Origin of the sequence: Streptomyces pseudovenezuelae (assembly GCF_001513955.1) — a bacterium.
Lineage (GTDB): Bacteria > Actinomycetota > Actinomycetes > Streptomycetales > Streptomycetaceae > Streptomyces > Streptomyces pseudovenezuelae.
In genome coordinates, this window is the sequence record NZ_KQ948155.1 from 23,556 (window position 1) to 39,620 (window position 16,065).

The window sequence follows — 16,065 nt, forward strand, 5'->3', positions numbered from 1 at the left end:
ATCCCGATGCGCATCCTCGTGGCCACCGCCGTCCCCGTCGAACGGGACGCGGTGGCCCGCGCGTTCACGGGCCCGGCGCCGGACGTCGACGTCGTCGCCGCGGGGGTCGGGCCCGCTCTCGCCGCGGCCTCCACCGCCACCGCGCTCACCCGGGCCGCGCTGGCGGGCGCTCCCTACGGCCTGGTGGTCTCCGCCGGGATCGGCGGCGGCTTCCTGCCGCACGCGCCGGTCGGCTCCCTCGTCGTCGCCGACGAGATCACCGCGGCCGACCTCGGGGCGGAGACCGCCGACGGGTTCGTGCCGGTGACCGAGCTGGGCTTCGGGGCCGTCACCCACCGCCCGCCCGAGGCCCTCGTACGGGCCGCGGCGGCCGCGACCGGGGCGCGGGCCGGGGCCGTGCTCACCGTGTCCACGGTGACCGGTACGGCCGCCCGCGCGGCCGCTCTGCGAGAACGCCACCCCACCGCCCTCGCCGAGGCCATGGAGGGCTTCGGGGTCGCCGAGGCGGCCGGGGTACACGGGGTGCCCGTGCTGGAGATCCGTGCCGTGTCCAACCCGGTCGGTCCGCGCGACCGCGCCGCCTGGCGCATCGGCGACGCGCTCGCGGCCCTGACGGAGGGGTTCGGGAAGCTGACGCCCGTACTGGAGAGTTGGAGACACCATGACGACTGAGCCGCTGCAGATCGCGTACTCCCCCTGCCCGAACGACACCTTCGTCTTCGACGCCCTCGCCCACGGCCGGGTGCCCGGGGCGCCCGCTCTGGACGTGACCTTCGCCGACATCGACGTCACCAACGGGATGGCGGAGCACGGTGAGTTCGACGTGCTGAAGGTGTCGTACGCCGTGCTGCCGTACGTCCTCGACGAGTACGCGCTGCTGCCGTGCGGGGGCGCGCTGGGCCGGGGGTGCGGGCCGCTGGTGCTGACCCGGGAGGCCGGCGTGGACCTCACCGGCCGTACGGTCGCCGTGCCGTCCGAGAGGTCGACGGCGTATCTGCTGTTCCGGCTGTGGGCGGCGGACGTGGTCCCGGGCGGCGTCGGGGAGATCGTCGTGCTGCCGTTCCACGAGATCATGCCGGCCGTGCGGGACGGGAAGGTCGACGCGGGGCTCGTGATCCATGAGGCCCGGTTCACGTTCCAGAACTACGGTCTGCACAAGCTGGCGGACATGGGCGAGCACTGGGAGTCGACGACCGGGCTGCCGATTCCGCTGGGCGCGATCATCGCGAAGCGGTCGCTGGGTGCGCGGCGGCTGTCGCTGCTCGCCGAGTCCATCCGGACGTCGGTGCGGGCGGCCTGGGACGAGCCCGAGGTTTCCCGGCCGTATGTCATGGAACACGCGCAGGAGATGGATCCCGCGGTCGCCGATCAGCACATCGGTCTGTACGTCAACGAGTTCACCGCGGACCTCGGCGAGGACGGATATGCGGCGATTCGCGGGCTGTTGACCCGCGCCGCCGCGGAAGGCCTTGTACCCGCTTTGCGGCCCGACGCGTTGTCGTTTATCTGAGGTGCGCCTTTGGGGCGTTCGGCCATCGGGCCAGTTTCAGCATTCCGAGGACCCGCTGGATCAGGAAGCCCGCCAGCGGGAGTTCCACACACACCGCCAATGCCACCGACCACCACACGTCCGGGGTGCCCAGGGCCAGCGACACGTCGAACCACGCGTCGCAGAGCAGCAGGGCACCCGTCGACACGGCCGCCACCACGACCCCCCGGTGGCGGCGCCAGCCGAGCAGGGCCGTGGCGGCCATCGAGAGCAGGAGCAGGACGTCGAAGCCGACCCAGGTGGTGCGCCACTGGCGGACCGTGTACCCGCTGGGCAGGGTGACGGCCAGCAGGATCGTCCACGGGACGAGTCCGATGGCGCAGACGGTCAGCAGTTCCAGGGTGTGGCGCCGCTGCCGCCGGATGTACTCCAGCAGCTGGGGGGACGGTTCCTCGGCCCGTATCTCGGTCACTACACGTCGAGTTGGTCGGCGACCGCCCGCAGGAGACCGGCGATCTTCCCGCCGGCGGCCTTGTCGGGGTAGCGGCCGCGCTCCAGCATCGGCGTGATGTTCTCCAGGAGGGTCGTCAGATCCTGGACGATGGAGGCCAGTTCGTCCGGCTTCTTGCGGGTCGCCGCCGCGACCGAGGGGGTCGGGTCCAGGACGGCCACCGAAAGGGCCTGATCACCGCGCTGCCCCGCGACCACTCCGAACTCCACCCGCTGCCCGGGCTTCAGCGTCTCGACTCCGGCGGGGAGGACCGAGGAATGGACGAAGACGTCGCCGCCGTCGTCGCGGGAGAGAAAGCCGAAGCCCTTCTCACTGTTGAACCACTTGACCTTGCCGGTAGGCACGTCTGTCCTCGTCCTCGTACTCGTCGGAAAACTGCTTCTGAAACGGCTCTTGATAGCACTGGGGCGGGTCGTCGGGACCCGCCGGTACCAAGGCTAATGGTCTTCAGGCCGGTGACAAGACGTCGCCCGGTTGTTCCTCCGGGCAGGGAACTACCCTGGTCCGGTGCGTGACAAAACCCAAACGAATTCCGCCGCTCCCGGTGACCGACTGATCCGTGCCGGAGCCATCGTGTTCTTCATCGGCGCGGTGGCCACTCTGGTCACCGTGGCCCCGTTCCTGCTCGGAACGACGCCTTTTCCGACATACATGTTCGGATTGAGCATGCTCATGGCCGTCGGCTTCGTGGTGGCCGGTGCGGGGGTCCTGCAATCGGTCGCGGCGGGAAGGCGTCAGGCGCGGGCCGGACGATAGTCCGAAAACCACCGCGGAAACTCGGTGAGAGCGCCGAGGACGACATCGGCTCCGGCCTCGGTCAGTTCCTCGGGGCTGCACGGCCCGGTGGCCACCGCGACCGACAGCGCCGCAGCCGTGCGCGCCCCGCGCACGTCGCCGACATGGTCCCCGACGTACACGCTCGCGCCGTGCTCGCGCAGGGCCTCGCCCTTGCTCTCGGCCCACAGGTTGCCGATCACCGCGTCGGGCTCCAGGCCCAGGTGCTTCATGTGCAGCTTGGCGTTGGGTTCCCACTTGGCCGTCACGACGATCGCCCGCCCGCCGGCCGCCTGTACGGCTCCGATGGCCTCGCGGGCGCCGGGCATCGCCAGCGTGCCGGTGATGGCGTACGACGGGTAGAGCGCGCGGTAGAGGTCCGACATCGCCGCGACCCGGTCCGCGGGGAACCAGTGCGCCATCTCCTCCGAGAGCGGCGGCCCCAGCCGGGTCACCACCAGGTCGGCGTCGACGTACGTCCCGGTCCGCTCGGCCAGCTCCACCCAGCAGGCGTGGATGCCCGGGCGGGAGTCGATGAGCGTCATGTCGAGGTCGAAGCCGACGGTCGGGGCGGAGGTGCTTGTAGAGGCCATATGAGCCATTGTGCCCAAGCGGTACGACCGTCGGACAATGATTTCCCCCGACCTGGTTTTCGTGACCTACCGCCGCCGCTGCGAGCGCCACACCAGGAACAGCGCCGACGCCACGGCCGCCCCCCGCACGACCCACGGCCAGGTCTCGGCGACCGCGTCGTTCATGTGGCCCTGGGCGATCGGCTCGCCCCAGCGGCCCTCGTTGCGCCCCCACAGCCAGACGATCCCCGCGGTGAGCGCGAGGCTCGGCAGGAACACGACGGCCCATTTGGTCTCGGCGTCGGTCAGCCGGCGCGAGGCCCACGCGATCAGCCAGCCGACGCCGAGGACGAGCAGGTTGCCGAGCACGGCACCGGCGACGAGCAGGGCGGCGGCGAGCAGCAGCAGGGGGTTGCTCCAGCCGCCGGCGCCGGCGCCCGCGGCCCGGCGGAAGGGGCCCCGGCGGACCGGGGCGGCCTCGACGGCCGGTTCCGCGGCCTTGGCGGCCTTCCTGGGCCGCCACCAGGCCGTCCGGGCCTTCACCGCCGGCCCGGGCGCCTGCTCCACAGCGGGCGCGGGCTCGGGTTTGCGCTCCTCCTTGGGCGGCGGAGGCTTCAGCAGCTCCGGGATCTCCACCCCGCCCACGAACCCCGGCACGCTGTCCCCGACGCCGAAGGGGCTGCTGTCCACCCGCCACCAGTCGGGCTGCGCCGCGCTGTCGCCGAGTTCGTCCAGACCAGCCTGGTGGGGCCCGTGGGAGGTGTCGCGGCCGGCGGCGGGAGCGGGCTGCGGCGGGGTGTCGGTGCGCGGCCGGGGGACGACCTTGCGCAGGCCCCTGGGCCGCTCGCTCTCCTCCGTCTCCCGGTCCCGCTGCACGGGCATGGCGACGACCGGCGCCTGCGGGGCGCTGCCCGCCGTGCCGCCGGCGGCGGTGACCACCTCGTCGGGGCTGCCCAGCCTGGCGATGATCCGGCGGACGGCGGCGGGCGAGTCCACGGTGACCTTGGCGCGCCGCCGGTCGATCTCGTTGCGCAGTTCCGAGACGAGCCGCATACGGGTGGACGACGGCAACTGCCGCTGCTGCGCGACATCACCGACGCGGCTCAGATACTCGTAGACGACCTGGTCGCTCTCGATACCCACGAAGTCCCCTCCGGGGCGGGTGCGTTGGATACCCCGTGGGACGACGTTAGCGCAGGCAGCCGCCGATCGGACGGGCCCCGGCGGCGGACCCGCCCGTCCAGGTGGCGCTCCCGCGCGCGTGGGGCACCCTGCGCGAGCAGGCCCTGCTGTGGGGGTGACGACGACCGGCTGCGGCTGGTGCGCACGGCCCGCGAGCTGCTCGCGCCCTCGCCGCAGCACCCGTCGCCGACCGGCCTCGGACCGGCCGTGCGGGAGGCGGGGCGCCCGCGCGGACGCGGGGTACGTCGGCCCTGCCCCGTCCCCCCACCCGCTAACGTTGGTCGGATGAGCAACCCGGCCGTACCGCCGCGCTCCCTCGCGGAAGCGCTCCGAGCCAGGGACGACGTCTCCCTGGCCGCGCTTCTGCGTGCCCGCCCCGACCTCATCACCCCGGTGCCGACCGACCTCACCCAGCTCGCCACCCGGGCCGGGACGCGGGCGTCGGTGGTGCGGGCCCTGGAGCGGCTGGACCGTTTCGCCCTCCAGACGGCGGAGGCGCTGGCGGTGGCGGCGGACCCGGCGCCCTACGGCGAACTGCTCGCTCTGCTGACCGGCGACGACGGCGACCCGGCCGTCTCGGCGGCGCTTCCCCGCGCCCTCGGCACCCTGCGGGAGCAGGCCCTGGTGTGGGGCGACGACGAGCGGCTGCGACTGGTGCGCACGGCCCGCGAGCTGCTCGCGCCCGCCCCGCAGCATCCCTCGCCGACCGGGCTCGGGCCGACCGTCCAGGAGGCCACGGCGGGGATGTCGCCGGGCCGCATCCAGGACATCGTCACGGCGGCGGGGCTCGGCTCGACCCACGACTCGGTGTCCGCGGTGGCGTCGCTGACGGCCCTGTTCACGGACCGCGAGCGGATGTCGGCGCTGCTCGCCGGGCTCCCGGAGGAGTCGCGGGAGGTGCTCTCGCGGCTGGTGTGGGGGCCGCCGTACGGCCAGGTCACCGCCGAGCCGGCGGCCCATCTGCGCCGCCTGCTGGATCTGGGGCTGCTGGTGCCGACAGCGCCGGGGACGGTCGTCCTCCCCCGGGAGGTGGCCCTGCACCTGCGCGGCGGCCGGGCGCACCGGGAGGTGGAGCCGCTGCCGCCCGCCGTGGAGCCCGCGGCGACCCACCGTCCACAGGTTGTGGACGCGACGGCGGCCGGGCAGGCCTACACCGCGCTCGCGACCGTCGAGGAGCTGCTGAAGGACTGGGACGAGGGCGGGCCCGCGGTGCTGCGGGCGGGCGGTCTGAGCGTCCGCGACCTCAAGCGCACGGCCGTCGCCCTGGACGTGGCGGAACCGGTCGCCGCGTTCTGGGTGGAACTGGCGTACGCGGCGGGCCTGCTGGCCTCCGACGGTGAGGCCGACGAGCGGTACGCGGCGACCCCGGCCCACGACGAGTGGCTGGAGCAGCCCCCGGCCGAGCGCTGGACCCGCCTGGCGGAGGCGTGGCTGACGGCGACCCGGGTGTCCGGGCTGGTGGGCGGCCGGGACGCGAAGGACCGCACCCTGTCGACGCTCGGCCCGGGACTCGACCGCAGCGCCGCGCCGGAGGTACGGCACCGGGTGCTGACGCTGCTCGCGGGACTGCCGGAGGGCGCGTCGCCGTCGAGGGAGTCGGTGCTGGCCCGGCTGCGCTGGGAGCGTCCGCTGCGCGGGCCGCAGCGCGAGGACGACCTGCGCTCACGGCTCGCCGAGTGGACCGTGACGGAGGCGGAGCTGCTGGGCGTGACGGGACGGGGGGCGCTGTCGGGGCACGGGCGGGCGCTGCTGGGCGCGAGCGCGCCGAGGACGCCGGACAAGGCGCCCGAGGGCCCCGGCGACAAGCTTCCCGTGCACCACCGGCCCACCGTCGCCGAGCCGCTCTCCCCCGCTGAGCAGGCCACCGCGTCCGCCGCTGCCGCCCGGCTGCTCGCGCCGCTGCTGCCCGAGCCGCTCGACCATGTCCTGCTCCAGGCCGACCTGACGGCGGTGGCCCCGGGCCCCTTGCAGCGGTCGCTGGCCGAGGTGCTGGACGTCCTGGCCGACGTGGAGTCGAAGGGCGGGGCGACGGTCTACCGCTTCACCCCCGGCTCGGTACGCCGTGCCCTGGACGCCGGACAGTCCGCCTCCGACCTGCACGCCTTCCTCGCCGCGCACGCCCGCACGCCGGTGCCGCAGCCGCTGACGTACCTGATCGACGACGTGGCGCGCAGACACGGCCACCTCAGGGTCGGCGCGGCCTCCGCGTACGTCCGCTGCGACGACGACGCCCTGCTCAACGAGATCCTCGCCGACAAGCGCGCCGCGGGCCTGCGCCTGCGCCGCCTGGCCCCGACGGTGCTGGCCGCGCAGGCCGACCCGGCGTCCCTGCTGGACGGCCTGCGCGCGATGGGCTTCGCCCCGGCCGCCGAGTCCGCCGAGGGCGACGTCCTGATCACCCGCGCGCACGCCCACCGCACCCCGCCGCGCACCGCACCCGAACCCGTCCCGGACGGCCCCCCGGTGCCCGACGCGACCCTCCTGTCGGCCGCGATCCGGGCCATCCGGGCCGGCGACCTGGCCGCGACGACCCCCCGCAGACAGACCGACCAGCCGCAGCCCGCGAGCGGCGAACTCCCCCGCACCAGCTCCGCCGAGACCCTCGCCACCATGCAGGCCGCCGTCCTGACCGGCGAGGCCCTGTGGATCGGCTACGTCAACGCCGAAGGGTCCGCCAGCCAGCGGGTCATCGCCCCCATCCGCGTCGAGGGCGGCTTCGTGACGGCCTACGACCACACGGCGGACGAGGTCCGCACGTACCCGCTGCACCGGGTGACCGGGGTGGCGGAACTGGCGGAGGAGTAGGGCGTGTCCTTGGCGCTCAGCACTCCGTGACGGGGGAGTCGGACGGCAGGCCGAAGTGGGTGCGGGCCTCGGACTCCAGGGGGCCGGCGGCCACGCCGGTGTCGAGGGCGACCGTCGTGGCGCGGCTGAAGTGGCTCGTCAGCCACTCCTCGCCGCCCGCCCCGTCGGGCGCCTCCTCCTGCGACACGACCACGTAGTCGCCGTCGGCCTCCCGCCGCAGCCGCAGCACCTGCGGGACCTCGGCGCCGCCGCACTCCACCAGGCGCCCCGCGCGCACCCCGTACTCCATGCACAGGGTGCTGACGCCGGCCCGCACGAGTCCGTCCCGCTCGGCGAGCTCCACCGCCTGCGCCCGGCAGAACCACCGCGCCCCGAGCCCCGGCTCGCTCTCCCCGTACCCGGAGCCGCGGGACTGGTCCACGAGCCGTGCCTCGATGGCCGGCCGCACCTGGTTCCACAGCCCGGGGTCGGCGTCCGACGGCCAGCGGGCCCACGCCCCCGTCGCCACCAGCACCACGACCGCTCCCCCGCCGACGGCCCATCTGCCCGCAGACATCCCCATGTGTCCTCCCCAGACCGCTCCCGCCAGTCAAGACACCCGAGCGGGGGCCGGGGTTGCCCCAGGAGAGCCGCCGACCGCCTCGGCCTCCCTTGATCGTCCCTGGTTGAGGCACACTGGACGTTTGGCCCGTGCGGAAGGATGCAGGTACGTGAACGGTCCTCTCATCGTCCAGTCCGACAAGACCCTGCTGCTCGAAGTCGACCACGAGCAGGCCGACGAGTGCCGTCGGGCCATCGCGCCGTTCGCCGAGCTGGAGCGGGCGCCCGAGCACATCCACACCTACCGGGTGACCCCGCTGGGGCTGTGGAACGCGCGTGCCGCCGGGCACGACGCCGAGCAGGTGGTCGACGCGCTGGTGCAGTACAGCCGGTACCCGGTGCCGCACGCCCTGCTCGTCGACGTCGCCGAGACGATGGACCGGTACGGGCGGCTCACGCTCAGCAAGCACCCCGCCCACGGGCTGGTGCTCACCACCACCGACCGGCCGGTGCTGGAGGAGATCCTGCGCTCGAAGCGGATCATCCCGCTAGTCGGGGCGCGGCTCGACCCGGACACCGTGGCCGTGCACCCCTCCGAGCGCGGGCAGATCAAGCAGACGCTGCTGAAGCTGGGCTGGCCCGCCGAGGACCTCGCCGGATACGTCGACGGCGAGGCGCACCCGATCGAGCTGGCCGAGGACGGGTGGGCGCTGCGGCCCTACCAGAAGCAGGCCGTGGAGAACTTCTGGCACGGCGGCAGCGGGGTCGTGGTGCTGCCCTGCGGCGCGGGCAAGACCCTGGTCGGCGCCGGGTCCATGGCGCAGGCCAAGGCGACCACGCTCATCCTCGTCACCAACACGGTCTCGGCCCGGCAGTGGAAGCACGAGCTGGTGAAGCGGACCTCGCTGACCGAGGAGGAGATCGGCGAGTACAGCGGGACGAAGAAGGAGATCCGGCCCGTCACCATCGCCACCTACCAGGTGCTGACGACCCGGCGGAAGGGCGTCTACCCGCACCTGGAGCTCTTCGACTCCCGGGACTGGGGGCTGATCGTGTACGACGAGGTGCACCTGCTGCCGGCGCCCGTCTTCAAGTTCACCGCCGATCTCCAGGCCCGCCGCAGGCTCGGGCTGACCGCGACCCTCGTGCGGGAGGACGGCCGGGAGTCGGACGTCTTCTCGCTGATCGGGCCCAAGCGGTTCGACGCGCCGTGGAAGGAGATCGAGGCGCAGGGGTACATCGCGCCGGCCGACTGTGTCGAGGTGCGGGTCAACCTGACCGACTCCGAGCGGCTCGCATACGCCACGGCGGAGCAGGAGGAGAAGTACCGCTTCTGTGCCACGACCGCGACCAAGCGGAAGGTCACGGAGGCGCTGGTCAAGCGTTTCGCGGGGCAGCAGATCCTGGTGATCGGCCAGTACATCGACCAGCTCGACGAGCTCGGCGAGCACCTGGACGCCCCCGTCATCAAGGGCGAGACCTCCAACGCCCAGCGCGAGAAGCTCTTCGACGCCTTCCGGCAGGGCGAGATCAGTGTGCTGGTGGTGTCGAAGGTGGCGAACTTCTCCATCGACCTGCCGGAGGCGACGGTCGCCATCCAGGTCTCGGGCACCTTCGGCTCCCGCCAGGAGGAGGCCCAGCGGCTCGGGCGGGTGCTGCGCCCGAAGGCGGACGGCCACCAGGCGCACTTCTACTCCGTGGTCGCCCGGGACACCATCGACCAGGACTTCGCCGCGCACCGCCAGCGCTTCCTGGCGGAACAGGGGTACGCCTACCGGATCGTGGACGCGGACGAGCTGCTGGCGGACGGGGCCTGAGCACCGGCGCTACGGCGCCATCAGCAGGAGGACCAGCAGAAGGACGGTGGCCGGCGGCAGTACCGCGAGGAGCGCCAGCCACGCGCGCAGGGGGGACCAGCGGCGCTGCCAGGGCAGGGCCCAGGAGGCGACGAAGGCGGGCAGGGTGACCAGGCCGCCGAACTCCAGGATCGCGTAGATCGCGGTCAGGCACGTCATCAGCGCCCGCGGGCAGTCGTCGGGGCCGCAGGAGTCGGTGGCCATCGCGGACAGGCCGCCGAACAGCAGGGCGAGCGGGCCGAGGATGATCAGCAGGACGGTCGCGACGAGCGGGGCCACCCAGGCGTGGCGGTCCTGGTCGCGGTCGGGAAGGGCCGGTGCGGTCGCTGTCGTCATACCGCCGAGTGAACCGCCGCGGGAGGCGGCCGGGCATCGGCTCGGATACTCATCCCGAGCCGCGTGCCGTACTCAGCGGCGGCGGACGCCCGCTTCCTCGCCGTACTCGCCGAGTATGACGACGTCGAAGGCGGCGCCGGCGAAGACACGGACCGCCCGCAGGGCGTTGCCCAGGCGGTGGGTGCTGTGGACACCGGAGACGGGAGTCGCCCCGGACGGGCGACCAGGGCTTGGGGTGAAGGTCGCTGCGCTCATGTCTCCATGGTGGCCGAGGAGGCATAAAGAGGGCATCGGTCCCAGGTAGCCCCTTTCTGTGCTACCTGAGTACCGCCTGTAGGTGGAGCCACCCCTAGAGGAGGAGGGGCGATCCCTTAGGGGCCGGAGAAATGCGTCGGGCCCCGGGGCATGAGAAATTCGTTGGCCCCCTCTCACCCGGTCCCTCTACAATCTCCGCTCTTGCCCGCCTCCCTCCCGGAGTGCCGCCGCCCGGACGGAAACCGGTCGGCTCCTCGCTGCCGTCCACCCGGCAGTCACCACCCCGCAGCACCCTCGGAGGCACCCCCTTGTCCAGGCCGTCCACTCCCGTGCCCGCAGCCGACGACCCCCTCGCCCGCGAACGCTCCCACCTCGCCGGCTCCCGCGCCGCGCTGCGCGCCATGCGCGAGGACGTCGAGTCGCTGGACATCAAGGACGTCACCGCGAACTGGGTCAACGCCGAGGTCCTGGCCCGCCAGATCGACGACCGGATCAAGGCGCTGGCGGACCTCAGCGACACCCCGCTGTTCTTCGGCCGCCTCGACTACCTGCACTCCCCCGGCGCGGACCGGGCCGAGGGCGCGGAGGGCGAGCGCTTCTACATCGGGCGCCGGCACGTCCACGACCACGACGGCGACCCGATGGTGATCGACTGGCGGGCGCCGGTCTCGCAGCCGTTCTACCGGGCGTCCAAGAAGGACCCGATGGACGTCGGACTGCGCCGCCGCTTCGGGTACACCCGCGGGGACATCACGGCGTACGAGGACGAGCACCTCTCCGACCCGACAGAGCCGTCGGGGGCTGCCGCCACCAGCAAGCTGCTCCAGCAGGAGATCGAGCGCCCGCGCGTCGGCCCGATGCGCGACATCGTGGCGACCATCCAGCCCGAGCAGGACGAGATCGTACGGTCCGGGCTCGGCGGCACGGTCTGTGTGCAGGGAGGCCCGGGTACCGGGAAGACCGCCGTGGGCCTGCACCGGGTGGCCTATCTCCTGTACGCCCACCGCGACCGGCTCGCCCGCACCGGCACGCTCGTCATCGGACCGAACAGGTCCTTCCTGCACTACATCGAGCAGGTGCTGCCCGCGCTGGGCGAGTTGACGGTGAAGCAGGCGACCGTCGACGACCTGGTGGCCGCGGGCCTGGAGGTGCGCGGCAGCGATGACGCGCCCGCCGCCGTCCTCAAGGGCGACGCGAGGATGGCCCAGGTGCTGAGGCGGGCCGTCTACTCCCACGTGACCATGCCCACCGAGCCGGTGATGGTGGTGCGCGGCTCGCGCAGGTGGCGCGTCCCGGCGTACGAGATCGAGGAGACCGTGCGGGAGTTGCTCGACCGGGGCATCCGGTACGGCGCCGCCCGCGAGGCCCTTCCGCAGCGCATCGCGCACGCCGTGCTGGTGCAGATGGAGCGGTCCGGGGAGGCGCCGGACGACCGGGTGCAGGACGCGGTGGCCCGCAACCCGGCGGTGAAGGCGGCGGTGAAGGCGATCTGGCCGCCGGTGGATCCGGCGAAGCTGGTGCTGCGGCTGCTGACGGACGCGGACTTCCTCGCCGAGCACGCGGACGGGATCCTCGACGAGGAGGAGCAGAAGACGATCCTGTGGGCGAAGCCGGTCAGGTCGGTGAAGTCGGCCCGGTGGTCGTCCGCGGACGCGGTGCTGATCGACGAGGCGACGGACCTCGTGGAGCGCACGCACTCGCTCGGGCATGTGGTGCTCGACGAGGCGCAGGACCTGTCCCCCATGCAGTACCGGGCGGTCGGCCGCCGCTGCTCGACCGGTTCGGCGACCGTCCTGGGCGACCTCGCGCAGGGCACCACGCCGTGGGCGACGCGGAGTTGGGACGAGGCGCTGGCCCACCTCGGCAAGTCGGACGGTGTGGTGGAGGAGTTGACGGCCGGTTTCCGTGTGCCGACGGACGTCATCACCTACGCCTCCCGGCTGCTGCCGCACATCGCGCCGGGTCTGACGCCGGTCGCGTCGGTGCGTGAGAACCCGGGCTTCTTCGACCTGCGCGAGATCTCCGGTACGGCCGACGTGGTCACCGCGTGCGAGGAGTTGCTGCGCAACGAGGGCTCGACCGGTCTGATCGCGGCCGACGCCCGCGTCCCGGCCCTCGCCCAGGCGCTGACGGCGGCGGGGATCCCGTATCTCGCCCCGGGTGAGGAGACGACGGCCGAGACCCGGCTGACCCTGGTCCCGGCCTCCCTCGCCAAGGGTCTTGAGTACGACTACGTGGTCCTGGACGAGCCGCAGGCGGTGGTGGACGGCGAACCGGACGAACGCACGGGCCTGCGGCGGCTGTACGTGGCACTCACCCGAGCGGTCTCGGGCCTGATCGTGACCCACACGGCACCGCTGCCCGCGCAGCTCGCCGGGTAGGTTCCGCCGGGTGCGGGCGCACGGGGGCCGCTCTCGCGGTCCCCACGCCCCTGAGGGGTTCCGCTCACCCCAGGTCCAGAGCCCGCCGCCACTCCCCCACCGCGTCAGCCGAAACCGGCGCCGCCCAGCCGCCCGGCCGCGCCGCGCCCCCGATGTGGAACGCGTCGATTCCCGCCGCGCGCAGCTCCGGCACATGGTCCAGCCGCAGCCCGCCGCCCACCAGGAGTTGCTGCTCGTACCCCGGTTCCCCCGCCCGCGCGGCCTCCGCGAGCAGCACGGGGAGCCCCTCGTCGACGCCCACCGCCGAGCCCGCGGTGAGGTAGGTGTCCAGGCCGGGGAGGTCGGCCAGTTGCTTGCGCAGGGCGTTCCGGTCCGCCGCGTGGTCGATGGCGCGGTGGAAGGTCCAGCGGCAGCCGTCCAGCTCCGCGGCCACCGTCTCGACGGCCGCGAGGTCCAGCTCACCGGTCGTGTCCAGAAATCCCAGCACGAACTCCTCGGCCCCGGCGTCCCGCAGCTCCCGGGCCGCCCGGCCCACCCGCGCGACGTCCCCGGCCCCGAACCCGTCCGACAGCCGCAGCATCACCCGCAGCGAGATGTCCACGGCACCGCGGACCGCGGCGACCGTGGAGACCGCCGGCGTCAGACCGTCCGCCGCCATGTCGGTCACCAGTTCCAGCCGGTCCGCGCCTCCGGCCTGGGCGGCGATCGCGTCCTCGGCGTCGAGGGCGATCACCTCCAGGACTGCACGCTTGCTCATGGGGCCCCATTCGTCGACGGTCTCGGACGGCTACAGGTCTAGTCCAATTCCAGAATACGCCGCCACCGGGCCCCGCTCACCGGCGCGTCTCAGCCGAAGATGTTCAGCTCCTTCGCCTCCGCCCCGGCGAGTTCGTACGCCCGCCCCTCCACCGGCCGCCCCGAGTACAGCCGTACGAGGGTCGCCGCGTCCCCGATGCAACGCGCGGGCGTGCGGTCGCCGGCCGTGTCGCCCAGGCGGAGCGGTTCGTCCAGGTCGTCGAGGTCGGCGTGCAGGGGCAGGTGGCCGCGCTCCCGGGTCGTGCGGGCGAGCAGGGCGAGGGCGTCCGGAAGGCCGTTGCCTCCGTACGCGCCCGGCTCCCCGAAGACGTCCCGCACGTCCCTTGGCGATCGCCGGGCCCGCCTCCGTCATTCCGCGCTCCAGCTCGTCGACGACCTGCTGGTTCGTCTCGAACCGGCCCTCCACCACCCGCATCAGCGGCCGGGGAGTTAAGGATCACGGTCATGAGCGGTGTCAGCGGTCATGGGGCCAACCCCCCGGCGAGTGACGCGCGGGACAATGAGGTCATGGCCGATCTCGACGACCTCCGCGCCCGTTTCACCCGTGCCCTGGACAGTGCCCGGCCCGGCGACGGCCCCGACCCGACGCCGTACGCCGACAACCTCCTCGTCCGCTGGCAGGAGCCGCAGCGGCACTACCACACGCTCTCCCACCTGACGGCGGTCCTGGACCGCATCGACGTGCTGGCGGAGTACGCGGACCGCCCGGACCTGGTGCGTCTGGCGGCCTGGTTCCACGACGCCGTCTACCTCCCGGACCGCTCGGAGAACGAGGAGCGCTCCGCCCGCCTCGCCGAACGCGCCCTGCCCGAAGCCGGCCTCCCCGCCGACGGCACGGCCGAGGTCGCCCGCCTCGTCCGCCTCACCACCACCCACGACCCCGCCGACGACGACCGCGACGGCCAGGTCCTGTGCGACGCCGACCTCGCGATCCTCGCCGCCCCGCCCTCCGCCTACGCCGCCTACACGGCCGCCGTCCGCGAGGAGTACGGCTTCGTCCCGAGCGACGCCTTCCGCGAAGGCCGGTCCGCGATCCTGCGGCAACTGCTGGAGTTGCCCCGGCTGTTCAGGACGCCGTACGGAGAGCGGGAATGGGAGGCCACGGCCCGTTACAACCTCACCTCGGAGCTGGAAATGCTGTCGCTCTGACGGCCCCGGCGCCTTAGCCTGCCCGCATGGCAGACATGGGCGGGGACGTGGGCGGACAACGGGTGACGGAGGCCGTCGCGAGCGCGGTGGCGGTGCTGCGGCCCGCCGTGGACCGGGACTGGACGGCCGTGAGGCCGGCCGGGATGGAGTGGACCGTCCACGAGACGGCCTTCCACATCTGCGGCTGCCTGGTCTCGTACGCCGCGAACCTGGCCGGAGGCGCCCAGGACGACTACGTCCCCTTCGACATCACCCTCGACGAGGGCACCGACAACCTGGGCCTGCTCCATGTCCTGGAGACAGGCGGCGCCCTGCTCGCCGCGGCCGTCCGCACCGCGCCCCGCGAGGCCCGCGCCTTCCACCCGTCGCCCTTCCGCAGCGCGAACCGCGTGGGCTTCGCCGCGATGGGCGTCGCCGAGGTGCTGCTGCACACCCACGACATCGCGGACGGCCTGGGCCTGGCGTACGAGCCCCCCGCCCACCTCCCCGAGTACGTCCTCACCCGGATCTTCCCCGAGGTCCAGCCCGGCCCCGACGCCTGGCGCACCCTCCTGTGGGCCACCGGCCGCGGCGACCTGCCCGGCCGTGCCCCGCGCACCGGGTGGCGCTGGAGCAACAACCTCGTCCTGCCCACCGAGCGCCTGACCCTCCAGGGCGTCACGCCCGCGTCCGCCGCCGAACTGGCCGCGGGCGGCGACGGCGACTTCGTGTGGGTCGAGGACGGCCCCTTCGAGGGCACCCGCGAGGCCGCCGGGATGACCATCAAGGCCTACGAGGCGGGCGTGCACCGCCCGGAGTTCGGCCTCTTCGTCCTCGTACGACGGGAGGACGGCCGCGCGATCGGCGGCATGGGCTTCCACGGCGCCCCCGACGAGGACGGCCGCGCGGAGGTCGGCTACGACCTCGCCGTGAGCGCCCGCGGCCAGGGCTACGCCACCGAGGCCCTGCGCGCGCTGAGCGACTGGGCCCTGGCCCGCGACGACGTGCGCAGCCTCTGCGCCACCATCGAGCCCGACAACGCCGCCTCCCAACGCGTGATCGCCCGGGCCGGTTACAGCCGGGCGACCGTGGCGGAGGAGCACGCCTACGGGGAGACGGAGACGGGGTTGCGGCTGTACGTCCTTCCCGGCAGGGCCGGTTAGCGGCCCTTGCGCCGGCGCAGCCCCGCAGCCGTCAGCAGCCGCACCACCTCCCGGCTGCTCACCTCCACCGCGCCCGCCGCGACCACATCGGCGTACCGGTGCGACGGGATGTCGTAGTGGTCGCGCTCGAAGGCCCGCGGGGGCACTCCCAACCCCTCGGCGAACAGGTGCAGTTCGTCGTACGAGACATCGCTGATCAGGTGGGACCACAGTCGGCCGTGTCCCGGCCAGGTGGGTGGGTCGATGTAGACGGTCAC

17 protein-coding genes and 1 pseudogene are annotated in these 16,065 nt (G+C 73.5%); 8 read left to right on the plus strand and 10 right to left on the minus strand.

The genetic code is table 11. The features are described 5' to 3' along the window. Positions 1–6 precede the first annotated feature (6 nt). Both AQI94_RS40445 and AQI94_RS40450 read left to right on the plus strand, forming a co-directional pair. Positions 7–672: a futalosine hydrolase gene (locus AQI94_RS40445; protein WP_062230307.1), complete on the plus strand. Its 666-nt coding sequence runs from the start codon at positions 7–9 to the stop codon at positions 670–672. Continuing rightward, positions 662–1,510 (plus strand): 1,4-dihydroxy-6-naphthoate synthase, encoded by an 849-nt coding sequence (locus tag AQI94_RS40450; protein WP_031053167.1) that lies wholly within the window; start codon positions 662–664, stop codon positions 1,508–1,510. Before AQI94_RS40445 ends, AQI94_RS40450 begins: the two co-directional genes overlap by 11 nt. On the opposite strand, the gene AQI94_RS40455 is transcribed toward AQI94_RS40450, so the two are convergent. Continuing rightward, positions 1,503–1,961: a hypothetical protein gene (locus AQI94_RS40455; protein ID WP_031053165.1), complete on the minus strand. Its 459-nt coding sequence runs from the start codon at positions 1,959–1,961 to the stop codon at positions 1,503–1,505. The genes AQI94_RS40450 and AQI94_RS40455 overlap by 8 nt on opposite strands. After that, the gene (locus AQI94_RS46490; protein ID WP_020122829.1) at positions 1,961–2,344 is read right to left on the minus strand and encodes a cold-shock protein; all 384 of its coding nucleotides are present in this window, start codon (positions 2,342–2,344) and stop codon (positions 1,961–1,963) included. The genes AQI94_RS40455 and AQI94_RS46490 overlap by 1 nt, the downstream gene beginning before the upstream one ends. A 163-nt stretch (positions 2,345–2,507) precedes the next feature. On the opposite strand from AQI94_RS46490, the gene AQI94_RS40465 reads away from it, so the two are divergent. After that, entirely contained in the window at positions 2,508–2,756 is a 249-nt protein-coding gene (locus AQI94_RS40465; RefSeq protein WP_031053162.1) for a hypothetical protein, read from the plus strand. On the opposite strand, the gene AQI94_RS40470 is transcribed toward AQI94_RS40465, so the two are convergent. Then, entirely contained in the window at positions 2,735–3,367 is a 633-nt protein-coding gene (locus AQI94_RS40470) for an HAD family hydrolase (protein ID WP_031053160.1), read from the minus strand. The two genes, AQI94_RS40465 and AQI94_RS40470, sit on opposite strands and share 22 nt — an antisense overlap. Positions 3,368–3,433: 66 nt before the next feature. Beyond that, positions 3,434–4,489: a hypothetical protein gene (locus AQI94_RS40475; protein ID WP_062230310.1), complete on the minus strand. Its 1,056-nt coding sequence runs from the start codon at positions 4,487–4,489 to the stop codon at positions 3,434–3,436. A gap of 324 nt (positions 4,490–4,813) precedes the next feature. On the opposite strand from AQI94_RS40475, the gene AQI94_RS40480 reads away from it, so the two are divergent. Then, the gene (locus tag AQI94_RS40480) at positions 4,814–7,333 is read left to right on the plus strand and encodes a helicase C-terminal domain-containing protein (protein ID WP_062230312.1); all 2,520 of its coding nucleotides are present in this window, start codon (positions 4,814–4,816) and stop codon (positions 7,331–7,333) included. Positions 7,334–7,349: 16 nt separating this feature from the next. On the opposite strand, the gene AQI94_RS40485 is transcribed toward AQI94_RS40480, so the two are convergent. Continuing rightward, complete coding sequence (locus AQI94_RS40485; RefSeq protein ID WP_031043423.1) at positions 7,350–7,889, minus strand: hypothetical protein; 540 nt, start codon at positions 7,887–7,889, stop codon at positions 7,350–7,352. A gap of 154 nt (positions 7,890–8,043) precedes the next feature. Between AQI94_RS40485 and AQI94_RS40490 the strand changes: the two genes are divergently transcribed. Beyond that, entirely contained in the window at positions 8,044–9,690 is a 1,647-nt protein-coding gene (locus tag AQI94_RS40490) for a DNA repair helicase XPB (RefSeq protein WP_031043425.1), read from the plus strand. 9 nt (positions 9,691–9,699) lie between these two features. Here the strand turns inward: AQI94_RS40490 and AQI94_RS40495 are convergent, their stop codons facing one another. Then, the gene (locus AQI94_RS40495; protein WP_031043428.1) at positions 9,700–10,065 is read right to left on the minus strand and encodes a hypothetical protein; all 366 of its coding nucleotides are present in this window, start codon (positions 10,063–10,065) and stop codon (positions 9,700–9,702) included. A 72-nt stretch (positions 10,066–10,137) separates the two neighbouring features. Next, entirely contained in the window at positions 10,138–10,320 is a 183-nt protein-coding gene (locus AQI94_RS40500) for a hypothetical protein (RefSeq protein WP_031043431.1), read from the minus strand. A 308-nt stretch (positions 10,321–10,628) separates the two neighbouring features. On the opposite strand from AQI94_RS40500, the gene AQI94_RS40505 reads away from it, so the two are divergent. Next, entirely contained in the window at positions 10,629–12,701 is a 2,073-nt protein-coding gene (locus tag AQI94_RS40505; RefSeq protein WP_031043432.1) for a HelD family protein, read from the plus strand. A gap of 64 nt (positions 12,702–12,765) precedes the next feature. Here AQI94_RS40505 and AQI94_RS40510 read toward each other — a convergent pair whose 3' ends face one another. Both AQI94_RS40510 and AQI94_RS40515 read right to left on the minus strand, forming a co-directional pair. Then, complete coding sequence (locus tag AQI94_RS40510; protein ID WP_031043436.1) at positions 12,766–13,458, minus strand: copper homeostasis protein CutC; 693 nt, start codon at positions 13,456–13,458, stop codon at positions 12,766–12,768. Positions 13,459–13,547: 89 nt separating this feature from the next. Beyond that, positions 13,548–13,935, minus strand: a pseudogene (locus AQI94_RS40515) (maleylpyruvate isomerase family mycothiol-dependent enzyme); the annotation flags it as partial. An 89-nt stretch (positions 13,936–14,024) separates the two neighbouring features. Here AQI94_RS40515 and AQI94_RS40520 point away from each other — a divergent pair. Both AQI94_RS40520 and AQI94_RS40525 read left to right on the plus strand, forming a co-directional pair. Further along, positions 14,025–14,666, plus strand: a complete 642-nt coding sequence (locus tag AQI94_RS40520; RefSeq protein WP_031043438.1) for an HD domain-containing protein — start codon at positions 14,025–14,027, stop codon at positions 14,664–14,666. 35 nt (positions 14,667–14,701) lie between these two features. Then, on the plus strand, positions 14,702–15,808 hold the full coding sequence (locus AQI94_RS40525) for a GNAT family N-acetyltransferase (protein ID WP_051832084.1): 1,107 nt from the start codon (positions 14,702–14,704) through the stop codon (positions 15,806–15,808). Here the strand turns inward: AQI94_RS40525 and AQI94_RS40530 are convergent. Further along, positions 15,805–16,065, minus strand: coding sequence for a DUF4031 domain-containing protein (locus tag AQI94_RS40530; protein ID WP_031043445.1), 261 nt, complete (start codon positions 16,063–16,065; stop codon positions 15,805–15,807). The genes AQI94_RS40525 and AQI94_RS40530 overlap by 4 nt on opposite strands.

Bases quoted from the DNA above. Each gene is read 5' to 3' on its own strand.
- AQI94_RS40445 (WP_062230307.1), top strand. From the start codon at position 7: ATGCGCATCCTCGTGGCCACCGCCGTCCCCGTCGAACGGGACGCGGTG.
- AQI94_RS40450 (WP_031053167.1), top strand. From the start codon at position 662: ATGACGACTGAGCCGCTGCAGATCGCGTACTCCCCCTGCCCGAACGAC.
- AQI94_RS40470 (WP_031053160.1), bottom strand. From the start codon at position 3,367: ATGGCCTCTACAAGCACCTCCGCCCCGACCGTCGGCTTCGACCTCGAC.
- AQI94_RS40480 (WP_062230312.1), top strand. From the start codon at position 4,814: ATGAGCAACCCGGCCGTACCGCCGCGCTCCCTCGCGGAAGCGCTCCGA.
- AQI94_RS40485 (WP_031043423.1), bottom strand. From the start codon at position 7,889: ATGTCTGCGGGCAGATGGGCCGTCGGCGGGGGAGCGGTCGTGGTGCTG.
- AQI94_RS40495 (WP_031043428.1), bottom strand. From the start codon at position 10,065: ATGACGACAGCGACCGCACCGGCCCTTCCCGACCGCGACCAGGACCGC.
- AQI94_RS40500 (WP_031043431.1), bottom strand. From the start codon at position 10,320: ATGAGCGCAGCGACCTTCACCCCAAGCCCTGGTCGCCCGTCCGGGGCG.
- AQI94_RS40510 (WP_031043436.1), bottom strand. From the start codon at position 13,458: ATGAGCAAGCGTGCAGTCCTGGAGGTGATCGCCCTCGACGCCGAGGAC.
- AQI94_RS40520 (WP_031043438.1), top strand. From the start codon at position 14,025: ATGGCCGATCTCGACGACCTCCGCGCCCGTTTCACCCGTGCCCTGGAC.
- AQI94_RS40525 (WP_051832084.1), top strand. From the start codon at position 14,702: ATGGGCGGGGACGTGGGCGGACAACGGGTGACGGAGGCCGTCGCGAGC.